Source organism: Butyrivibrio sp. (assembly GCF_024699075.1).
Genome location: NZ_JAILQF010000376.1, coordinates 1 through 10,497 on the forward strand (window position 1 = coordinate 1; position 10,497 = coordinate 10,497).

9 protein-coding genes are annotated in these 10,497 nt (G+C 39.0%); 1 reads left to right on the plus strand and 8 read right to left on the minus strand.

What is annotated here, in order from left to right; genetic code table 11:
• The 4 genes from K6G87_RS15160 to K6G87_RS15175 form a co-directional block, all read right to left on the minus strand.
• Window positions 1-552 (minus strand): glycoside hydrolase family 88 protein (locus K6G87_RS15160; protein ID WP_296839094.1); only part of this gene is annotated, 552 nt, incomplete at its 3' end.
• A 330-nt stretch (window positions 553-882) separates the two neighbouring features.
• Complete coding sequence (locus K6G87_RS15165; RefSeq protein ID WP_296839097.1) at window positions 883-2,649, minus strand: extracellular solute-binding protein; 1,767 nt, start codon at window positions 2,647-2,649, stop codon at window positions 883-885.
• Between the two features lie 27 nt (window positions 2,650-2,676).
• Window positions 2,677-3,633, minus strand: a complete 957-nt coding sequence (locus tag K6G87_RS15170; RefSeq protein WP_296839100.1) for a carbohydrate ABC transporter permease — start codon at window positions 3,631-3,633, stop codon at window positions 2,677-2,679.
• 12 nt (window positions 3,634-3,645) lie between these two features.
• Window positions 3,646-4,611 (minus strand): ABC transporter permease, encoded by a 966-nt coding sequence (locus K6G87_RS15175; RefSeq protein WP_296839103.1) that lies wholly within the window; start codon window positions 4,609-4,611, stop codon window positions 3,646-3,648.
• Window positions 4,612-5,018: 407 nt separating this feature from the next.
• Between K6G87_RS15175 and K6G87_RS15180 the strand changes: the two genes are divergently transcribed.
• Window positions 5,019-5,978 carry a helix-turn-helix domain-containing protein gene (locus K6G87_RS15180; RefSeq protein ID WP_296839106.1) on the plus strand — a complete coding sequence of 320 codons (960 nt, stop codon included), beginning with the start codon at window positions 5,019-5,021 and terminating at the stop codon, window positions 5,976-5,978.
• A 173-nt stretch (window positions 5,979-6,151) separates the two neighbouring features.
• Here K6G87_RS15180 and K6G87_RS15185 read toward each other — a convergent pair whose 3' ends face one another.
• The 4 genes from K6G87_RS15185 to K6G87_RS15200 form a co-directional block, all read right to left on the minus strand.
• A complete protein-coding gene (locus K6G87_RS15185) occupies window positions 6,152-7,348 on the minus strand; it encodes a glycosyltransferase family 4 protein (RefSeq protein ID WP_296839108.1) in 1,197 nt (398 codons plus the stop codon).
• Between the two features lie 430 nt (window positions 7,349-7,778).
• Window positions 7,779-8,783: a GTP-binding protein gene (locus K6G87_RS15190; protein WP_296839110.1), complete on the minus strand. Its 1,005-nt coding sequence runs from the start codon at window positions 8,781-8,783 to the stop codon at window positions 7,779-7,781.
• 38 nt (window positions 8,784-8,821) lie between these two features.
• Window positions 8,822-10,174 (minus strand): MATE family efflux transporter, encoded by a 1,353-nt coding sequence (locus K6G87_RS15195; protein ID WP_296839114.1) that lies wholly within the window; start codon window positions 10,172-10,174, stop codon window positions 8,822-8,824.
• A 62-nt stretch (window positions 10,175-10,236) separates the two neighbouring features.
• Window positions 10,237-10,497 (minus strand): hypothetical protein (locus K6G87_RS15200; RefSeq protein ID WP_296839117.1); only part of this gene is annotated, 261 nt, incomplete at its 5' end.

Below are 10,497 nucleotides of genomic sequence, written 5' to 3' on the forward strand. Positions count from 1 at the left end.
ATAGCCGTGATAATATAATCCGGTATTTTTGTTCTGAAGATATTTGATATGCCAATAGTACTGATTAAGTGCATCAGCTATAAGCTCTTCATCCTGTTCATGTACACCAACTCTTAAAAGGAAGAAGGCTGCCATGAAAAGTGTATCTGCCCAGCACTGTTCCGGGAAATCATTATTAGCTGATACTGTATGCTGAAGTACATTATCTCCAAATCTAAGAGCATCATTTCTAAGGTAATCAACCTTACTCATTACTATGTCCCAGTACTTCTGGTCTTTAGTAGCATCATATAAAGTAATAAGACAATGTCCCATTGCACAGGTATTAACTGTCCATACCTTAGGAAGGCCAAGCTCATCAACGTATTCATCGATTCTTGCCTTAAGTACATCAAGATATTCCTTCTTCTTGGTCACTTCATACGCTTTGGCTATACCATAATATGCAACTCCGCATGGCCAGTCCCATGTAAGATCCATATTCATTGTCTTATCAACTATATGATCAATAGTCTCTTCGATTACCTTTGTGTCAAAATCAAGTGATGTCATATATCTCCTCTCCGGCCTGTAACTGCCATATAACTGTATTTCTTAATCTTTTAAACAATGACTATATATTCCTCTAAATAAAGATAATCCTCATTTAAAAGATAAAGAAAAGCCTGTTTATTTTATTAGTACCACTTTTAATATACATATTTATATTTTTGATATTTTTTATTGCTTTTAAAAAATCTGTCGATCCGCATCTCGTTTCTCTTTTCAAAGAAATCCCCGGGCTGCTCCACTGAGCTTGCTCGGGGATCGCTTTTAAAAAATTATGTGATTGTCACAAAGATGGAACCTGTCACCTTTTCAGGGGTAATCTGAACAGATGAATTATTTCATCTTGGAGGTCAGACCATTATTGTATGCTTCGCCTCTCTCATCGATGATTGCCTGATATCCGGCATCAAGGTACTCCTGCTTGTACTGCTCATAAAGTGTATCGAACTCTTCGTCAGATGCAACTACAAGCTTTGAAGCATATTCTTCGTAAAGACCAAGGAGTGTCTCCTGGTTGTCTGTTACAGATGTAAGAGTTACAGCGAAGTTACAGTCAGGCTGGATTACACCGCTATCAACCATTGATTCCATACCATTGTAGTTATCAAGGATTTGCTGATACCAAGCATCTGAATCAGGATAGTTAACAGGCATGTTGAGCTTGATGTCATCTTCGATTGAACCAAGTGTCTTAGACTCAACAGCTACACACCAGTAATCCTTGTTGTTGTTAGCCATTGCGTATTCGCCTTCTGTGTTGTTTGTGATTACAGGGTATCCGTTCTCGTCATACTCGAATGTCTCGCCTTCGATACCATACTGCATTGTGAAGAGTGCGCTTGTTCCGTCAACTTCACCTGCAAGCATCCATTCCATGTACATCATAGCTGCTGTGATCTGATCTTCAGAAGCAAGTGCTGAGAAGCCGATCATCATACCAAAGTTGTTGTTAGGACGATATGCATTTGTTGTTGAGATTCCGTCAGCGCCTGTATCTTCTACAAGACCCGGGCAAACAGCGATTGAAAGGTGTGCATCAGGATTTGTCTCATAGAAAGAATCAAGAACTGCGATTGAAGGAGCGATGTAAGCTGAATATGTGAAAGCGTTACCTGCGATGAAATCAGCTTCGCCATCAGCTGCTTCTCTCTGTGTGAAATCAGGATTGAAATATCCAAGGTTGTAAAGCTGATTTCTTCTGTAAAGAAGGTTCTTCTGAGCTTCTGTTGAAAGAGCAGGTATAGCATAGTCACCTGTTGTAGCCCACTCATACTCATCCTGAGGATTTGATCTGTAGCCATAGTTCTGGTCTACGCCAGCGCCTGAGATCTTTGTTCCGCCTGCAGGATATTCTGCAAGTCCAGCTTCCTTGATTGCTGCGTATACTTCAAGTGTTTCTTCCCATGTCTGAGGATACTCAAGTCCAAGCTGATCAAGCCAGTCCTGACGATAGAATGTTACATAGTTGTATGTGTTCTGTGAATAAGGTCTTTCTGCAAGAGCAAAGTATGTTGTGTCATTAAGATCTGTATAGTCAAGGTTGCCCTGCTCTTCCATCATTGCATAGTATGTAGGAGCTACGCTCTTAAGCTTCTCAAGGTCAAGTTCCTGAAGATATCCATCATCAGCCCACTGTGCCTGCTTAGGGAAGTCATACTCCATAAGGATTGTAGGAAGGTCCTGAGCATTTGCAAGGTTTGCATATGCATTAAGAACGTCTCCACGAGGAATTGCTACGAACTCAACTGTGATATTGTACTTATCACCAAAATTAGTCTGTACCCACTGTGTCCAGTAGTTGTTAGTAACATCAACTTCTCCACCACGATCATATACAGGAATCTGAAGTGTTACATTGTCTGCAAATGGCTGCCAGCTGTCAATGCCTGAACCCTCAGCTGATGCCTCAGCATCTCCTGACTCTGTTGTTGCAGCAGCTTCTGATGTAGTTTCCTGGCTTGTTTCGTTTGTGCTGTCTGTCTGCTCTGTCTGATCTGCTGCTGTCTCGTTAGTAGAACCTGAGCAACCTGCAAGTGCGCCCATTACCATTGCGCTACTCATAGCAAGTGCAAAGCTTCTCCTTAACATGTTCTTTTTCATATAAAATCCTCCTTTTATATTGTTTTATTAACCTTTAACCGCACCTACCATTGTGCCCTTTACGAAATATTTCTGTACGAAAGGATAAATGATTATGATCGGTATTGTTACAAACATTACTGATGCTGCCTGAAGTACTTCAGGTGTTGATGTTACATTTGTAGCCTCTGTAAGCGCTGTTGAAGCTGCTTCCTGAGCATTTAAGATCATTTCGTAGAGCTTGTACTGTGCCATCTTAAGGTCATTGCTTCTTATATAGTACATATTGTCGCCGTACGCATTCCAACGACCTACTGCATAAAAAAGTGTAAGTGTTGCAAGGATAGGCTTTGAAAGTGGAAGCACTATTTTAAACAGTATCTGGAAATTTGAAGCTCCATCAAGGAAGGCTGATTCCTCAAGCTCATCCGGGATATTTGATAAAAAGTAGTTCTTCATGATAAGCATGTTATAGGCTGAATAGATAAGTGGCCATATAAGAACCCACATTGTATCAAGAAGATGGAGATCACTATACAAAAGGTATGTAGGAAGATTACCTGCACTAAAGTACATAGGGATCATAAGAAGGAATGTGATCACTGCTCTTCCTTTAAGTCTCTTTCTTGAGAGCGGATATGCTGCGCAGGTACATACGATCATACCAAGTATTGTGAAGATCACTGTTACCTCTACGCTGTATATCATTGAGTGTGTCATACTACCATCTTCTACGATGGATCTGTATGCATCCCAGGTTACATCAATCGGCCACAGATATACTGACTTTGCTGCAACTGCGGCATTTGATGAAATTGATTTAACTGCAACATGCCAGAATGGAAGAAGACATGTTAAGGATAAAATACCAATTACAAGTACTATTACAACATCGCTTACGTGAAGTTTACTTATCGCTCTGCTTCCGCCTGCGGATATGTCATTTTCTTTATCACTTCTCTTTTTAGCCATTATCTTGCCTCCCTTAAAAACTGCTGTATCCATATTCAACCTCCTTTATAGCAGTCCTGTTTCGCCAAGAGCTTTTGCAACTCTGTCAGCGATCAGTACCAAGATAAGACCGACAAGTGACTGGAACAGGTTAGCTGCTGTACCTATTGAATAGTGCTGACCGGAAAAACCGTAATCATATATGTATACAGCGAGCTGATACTGGAAATCTCTTACAAGAGCATTATCAAGAGCTACAAGTCTTTCAAGATTGGATCCCATAAGTCGTCCAAGATTCATAATAAGAAGTGTTACGATTGTAGGACGAATTCCAGGAAGTGTTATGTGCCATATTCTCTGCCAACGGCTTGCGCCATCGATCATTGCTGCTTCATAAAGGTCACCGCTTATACCGGTTATTGCTGCAAGGTAGAGGATTGATCCCCATCCCATTCCCTGCCATACACCAATGAGCAGATATGTTGCAGCCCAGTGGAATTTTTCTGTAAGAAAAGGAATTCCCTGATCGATCCATCCAAGACTTGAAAGAGTCATATTGATAAGACCGGTATTTGTACGGAACATTGTAAGAGCGATTGATCCGATAACTGCCCATGAAAGGAAGTGTGGCAGATATAAAACTGTCTGTGTTACTTTCTTGTACTTTGGAAATCTGAGCTCATTGAGCATTACTGCCAAAATGATAGGCATCGGAAAACCAAGAGCAAGATCAAGTAAGTTAAATACTATTGAGTTTCTCAGAGCCATGAAGAAACGGGCACTTGAAGTTCCCGTAAACAGATCTACGAAATTCTTCATTCCAACCCAATCACTTCCGCTGTAGCCTTTCATAACTTTGTAGTTCATGAAGACCATCCTGAGTCCCGGATAAGCTGCGTAGTTGAAAAGAACAACCATTGCAAGCGGGAATAAAAGAAGCAGATACAACTGCCAGTCTCTTTTAAATGCTTTCTTCCAGCTTGTCTTAACCTGCGGCTTAACATTCGAAACCGCATCATTACCTTTACCCATGTAAAAACCTCCTCCAAGCTTTACTTCTGTCAAAATTACTTTTGTATTATTTAAATAATTCCTAATGTTTAGAGATATCCAGCAGGAACCTGCTGAATTACACATAACCCTCTTACATTTTCAATTGTATGGTTATATGGGCATTTATTCACTTCATTTCATCTATAAAAACTGTGCATTTTCGACCATGTTAAAAACAAAATCACCATCTATTGTCTATTTTTTACTAATTGTGTTGGTCATTTTTGTTAAAAATCATGGTTTTTAGTCTATTTTTAATTTAATATACAATAAATTAATTTGATTTTCGTTTATTTTTTCGGTCAGAAATGCATTATTAAATCTTTACTTTGATTTCCGTCATATTATATACTTGATATTGAATTCAGACGGAGGTTTTTGACATTATGCCCAAATCAAAGCAACAGACAATAGAATTCAGAAGCTACGATCTGCCGGAATACTTCCCTGTACTGCTTCTATCTGGAGATCAATGGAGAATTTCAGACATTCCTTCAGGTACTCTTCACTTCCATAATTGCCTTGAAATAGGCTTATGCGAGACCGAAAGCGGAACCATGGAGTTCATGGGCGACAAGCAGCCCTTCCATGCAGGAGATATCACTATTGTAGCCAACAATATATCTCATACAACATACTCAGACCCGGGGTGCGCCAGTAAGTGGTCTTATATATTTGTAGATATTCAGTCGCTTCTCGAACCTCTGTTTCCATTAAGTGCTTTGGAACACTCAGCTGAACTTACCAAAATGCTCCATAACTACTACGGCATATTGCCAAGAGATGAATATCCTGATATCTACAACCTTGTTACTGCTGCAATCTGTGAACTAAGAAGAAAGGGAAGCAACTATGAGTTCTCTGTAAGAGGCCTTATGATGGCCCTGATAGTAAAGCTCTTCCCTATATATAAGAAGCTTGAGCTTAATGCAAGTGCACATCCTCATGAGAATGCGCTTGTAATAGCCCCTGCCATAGACTATATACAGGACCATTATATGGAAGATTTTGTAATGGAAGATCTTGCTGCTATGTGTTCTTTGTCACCGACTCATTTCAGACGCCTGTTTACAGCAATTGTAGGAGACGGACCACTTAGATATCTCAACCACATAAGAGTACAAAAGGCATCTGTACTTCTGCGCACAACTGAAATGCCCATCTTAAACATTTCAGACGAAGTAGGTTTTCATTCATTATCAAGTTTTAATCGTCATTTCCTAGAAGATTTTGGTGAAGCGCCAAGAGACTGGCGTAAGAAAGTAGTAGCTACTCAGAGCCGTTCAATAATGAAATTTGCCGGCTGGATGGTACCACCATCCGTACGCCAGGGCGTAAGAACATAAAGTAGTGAAATACAGAAAGCTTTTAAAAGCTTATGGTAATACATATAAGCTATGTTCTCCCACGGTTTTGCCGTGGGAGTCTTTTATAACGATGTAGCCAGAAAAGCCAGAACCCACATTACCTTTAGGTGATGAGTAGTTCATAATAGATTGTTTATAATGTGAGAAATTATTTACTTTACTTCTTCCGGTCTTATATATGGTTTTATAACAGGAGCATGACTCATAGGGCCATCCTTTGGAGCTATATATTCTTTATCCTTAATAAGAGCATTGCAGAAATCTATAAGCCTTTGTGCTGCAACATTACTGTTCCATTGTCTTTTAATAGTATCATAAGCATTATTTCCAAATTTCTGCTGCTTTGACGGATGCTTTACAAGATCTTCAACCTTATCAAGAAAACTTTGAAGATTTTCTCCATCAAATATATAGCCATTTTCTCCGTCTTGTATCAGGTACGGGACAGCTCCAGCCATTGAACCTGCAACAACAGCGCAGCCTGAATTCATAGCCTCATTAACAACCGCCCCCCAGCCTTCAAGATTATTGCTGGTAAAAAGGTATATATGAGCTTCTTCCATCATCTGCCTGACTCTTTCAGGCACAAGAAAACCGTGGAAAGTCACTACATCTGTAAGTCTGTTCTCATCAACGTAGTACCTTAAATCATCATTCATCTCCCCATCACCTACAATATCCAGGTGAAAAGAATAATTCTTTTCCTTAAGATATGCTGCAAGCTGAAGAGCAAATTCAGGATGCTTGACTCCGTCCATAAACCTTCCTGCCCACAGGATCCTTGGAGTCTTATTGTCCTCCATCCTCTTCATGCTTCTCATCTGCTCAGAAGTATATTCCCTGTATTCCGGAAAATATCCCCATCTGAACATCTTGTGAGGATATGCACCTATAAGCGCGAAGTCAGAAGCTACATACGCACCGTTACAAAGCATATAGACCTTTTTATTTCTGAATTTTATATGCTCTTTGTATTTGGCTATAAGGCCCTTTGGAGATACTGCTTTCCACTGTCCTTCGCGATATATCCTTTCGCTCATCCTAAGAAGAGGCTTGCCTGCCTGAGCCCTCATAAGACACGCATTTAATACATCTTCATTTTCTGTCCATCCAAGAAGCACTATATCAAAATCATTAATTGCATTTAATGTGTCAATCTTATCATTGTCATATATCTTTACATAAGGAAGTTTATATATATCAACGCCCCAGCCCATACGAACTCTTTCCTCTTCCATAGGCTGTGTCTGAACAAATATAAAATTCTCATCACCGATTATCCTCATAATAGCTTCACAAAGAGGAATCTGGTGATGATTAATATAATTCGATATAAATAAAAATCTCATTACAGGATCATCTCCCAACCAGTATTATGGCAATGCTTATATAACCGCCCTCATCTACATAAACGTGGCTCAAATTCATGATCACTAAAACGCATATACCATTTATATTGTATCACACTCGCCAAATATCATATTAATTCATCTAAACTTCGCATTTAAAATATCACTTCATTTTGTGGGATAAGACTATATGAACAGCCTATAAAGGATTTTCGCGTTCTTTAAAAATGTTTCTAATTCAAGAGCTTAATAGATGGAGTTTTATATTCTTCTTGGGGGCCGCATGTCTGAGCGAAGCGAGTTTCGGCCCCCGGAATATAAAATTCCAGATATTAAGCCTTGAATTATAACATTTTTAAGACAAGAAAATCCTTTATAGGCTGCTCATATAGTCATCCCCACAGGCATTACTTATATTTTAATGCGAAGTTTAGATCAGTTCATTAAAGTCCGCTGTCGGAAAATACTTACTGATCATATCTGTATTTAATTTTTCGCCAATGACTATGATTACTTCCTGGGCGCCTCTTACATGGTTATAGGTAACTTTCTGCCTTGTTGCATTTATTTCGGTATATCCTTCAGATTCAGCTCCTTTATCCGATTCATCACCAATTTTGGCAAAACCTTTTATACGTATTATATGGCCGCACTCAGGATCTTCTATCGCCTTGCTGATATTTTCTATAAGCTCGTCTTTTTTAAGCTTAACTCCAAAAAGGTACAAGGATTTATAGCCTTTATCATCTGAAAGCTGCCTTTTTTCATAATCACCATGTACAAATCCTGCAGATGCTATCTTTTTAAAGTCTTCATCATTAAGCTCATCACTACCTTTATTTATAAAGAAGTTGTCAAAAGCTTCCTGAGACCTGAATATATCGGTTCTTCTTACTAAAATCCCCTCAAGAGCTTTTCTTATATGTTCTTTTACTTTGGTGACTCTTTCATCAGATACATCTTCTGTCTTTGACAAAACTACAATTCCCGCATCAGCTATTTCTGATGCGAGCACATAATCAGACTCTTTGGAAAGATTATCTTCAAGATCTGCTGATGCTATTGCTATAACGCTTCCTATCTCATACCAGTTATCAAGTGGGGATTCATAGAGGGTATCGAAGAACTCGTCCATATCAAATATTCCGGATGGCTCTATGATAACCCTTTGATAGCCGGACATTGCAAGGGTTATAAGCTTGGTCTTGAGTCTTCTTTGATGAGCAGTTTTGCCATCACCTCCAACTATCATTTCAACTCCGCACAGATCACTTCTTATATCTTCAAGAAGCGCCACATCTATATTTACGGCACCATAATCATTTTCCAGAATACATACTTTTATTCCCTGGGAATTCAAGTACCTCACATATTTTTTTATAAATGTTGTCTTTCCGGATCCAAGAAATCCGGTTATAAGGTCAACTTTTATCATTATATTCACCTTCTTATCATAAGCTACGCCTGATTAGATCACGCTTTGATCTTCTTAATCCATTTACCGCTTCTAAGCCTTATAACGCATATCACACATTTTATAAACTGATCTATCTTAAGCATAATGTAAACCCAGAATCCCGGCCATTTAAATACAAGTCCTGCTAGTGCTCCAAGCGGTATACTGAATATCCACAAAAATATTATATCAGCAACCATAAGGAACTTTGTATCTCCGCCGCCCCTTAGTGTACCCTTTGTAAGAATGCTGTTTGCAGCCTGAAACCATATCACAAGAGCAACAGCATGCATGAGTTCTATCGCAAGATTGGCTGTCTCAGGTTCTATCTTATATGCGCCAACAACAAGCTTTGAAATTGCAAGAATAAGTATACATCCAAAACCGCCAATAATAAAACCAAGTGCTGCAAAGGTAATGCCCTGGGCTTTGGCTTTTTCTACATCTCCTTTACCAAGTGTAATACCTGTGATAGTACAGCTTGCCTGGCTTATACCCTGGATAACAACAGTTGCAAGTGACATAACGACAGTCGTAATGGAGTTAGCTGCAACAAAGCTTGCACCTATATGCCCCATAACAACTGCAACAGCGCTGTTACCAAGTCCAAGAAGAGTATCTGAAACAAGTACAGGAATAGATATCCTTATATACTCACCGATAAGATCTTTAACAGATAGCGTAAGATCTTTGATCCTAAGTCCGATGTTAGTATCTGCCAAAAACAAAAAGCCCATTATAACGCTAAACTCTACGATCCTTGCAATAAGAGTACCAAGAGCCGCACCATTAACTCCCATTTTGGGTGCACCAAGTTTACCAAAAATAAATATCCAGTTACAAAAGATATTAATAAAGAACGAACAAAGGCTGGAATACAGCGGAATGTTAGCCTTACCAACGCTTCTTAGCATGATACTGCTGGTAACAGCATAACCATTTAGATAGTAACAGGGAATAGAAATAAGAAGATACCCTGTACCCTGAATTATTACCTCTTCTTCACTCGTAAAGATACCCATTATCTCACCTGGAAAAAGAGCTGTAGCTACAGAAAATACAGTAGCTACCACGAACAAAAGCCTGTACATAATGACAACAGATTTCTTCATCGAAAGCTGATCCTTCATACCAAAGAATCTGCTTACAAGAACACTTGCTCCCATGCCAAGTCCCATACACATTATCTGAAATATGGTTATAAAATTATTGGCAAGTGTCGCACCGCTCATTGGAGCTTCACCAAGCTGTCCAAGCATTACATTATCAGCCATATTTACGCCTACGGTGATAAGCTGCTGAAGCGCAATTGGAAGTGCAAATGCTACAAGTGTCTTATAAAAAAGTCTGTCTCTAACAAAAATTTTCATTATACTGCCTGTCCCCTTTAAGAAATAATTATTCATATTATTAAAGGGGATAGGGTCTGTAACTATCTTCCATTAATCCTAAATGGACATCCGGGATAATAATAATCTATTGGTGTTTTCTTTTTCACATGATCACATCTATTAGTATATACAATACCGGAATCAGATAATGTATCAACATTACCTGTAAAATCACCTATATTATTAGATTTATCCAGCATATAGCCCCCTATATACAAAGAAGCACCTGCCCCTACAATAATACTTATAATGATTGTCCCAAAAATAAGCATTTTCATCAACCTCCATTTTGTCTCTTTTTT

Bases quoted from the DNA above. Each gene is read 5' to 3' on its own strand.
- K6G87_RS15165 (WP_296839097.1), bottom strand. From the start codon at position 2,649: ATGAAAAAGAACATGTTAAGGAGAAGCTTTGCACTTGCTATGAGTAGC.
- K6G87_RS15170 (WP_296839100.1), bottom strand. From the start codon at position 3,633: ATGGATACAGCAGTTTTTAAGGGAGGCAAGATAATGGCTAAAAAGAGA.
- K6G87_RS15175 (WP_296839103.1), bottom strand. From the start codon at position 4,611: ATGGGTAAAGGTAATGATGCGGTTTCGAATGTTAAGCCGCAGGTTAAG.
- K6G87_RS15180 (WP_296839106.1), top strand. From the start codon at position 5,019: ATGCCCAAATCAAAGCAACAGACAATAGAATTCAGAAGCTACGATCTG.
- K6G87_RS15185 (WP_296839108.1), bottom strand. From the start codon at position 7,348: ATGAGATTTTTATTTATATCGAATTATATTAATCATCACCAGATTCCT.
- K6G87_RS15190 (WP_296839110.1), bottom strand. From the start codon at position 8,783: ATGATAAAAGTTGACCTTATAACCGGATTTCTTGGATCCGGAAAGACA.
- K6G87_RS15195 (WP_296839114.1), bottom strand. From the start codon at position 10,174: ATGAAAATTTTTGTTAGAGACAGACTTTTTTATAAGACACTTGTAGCA.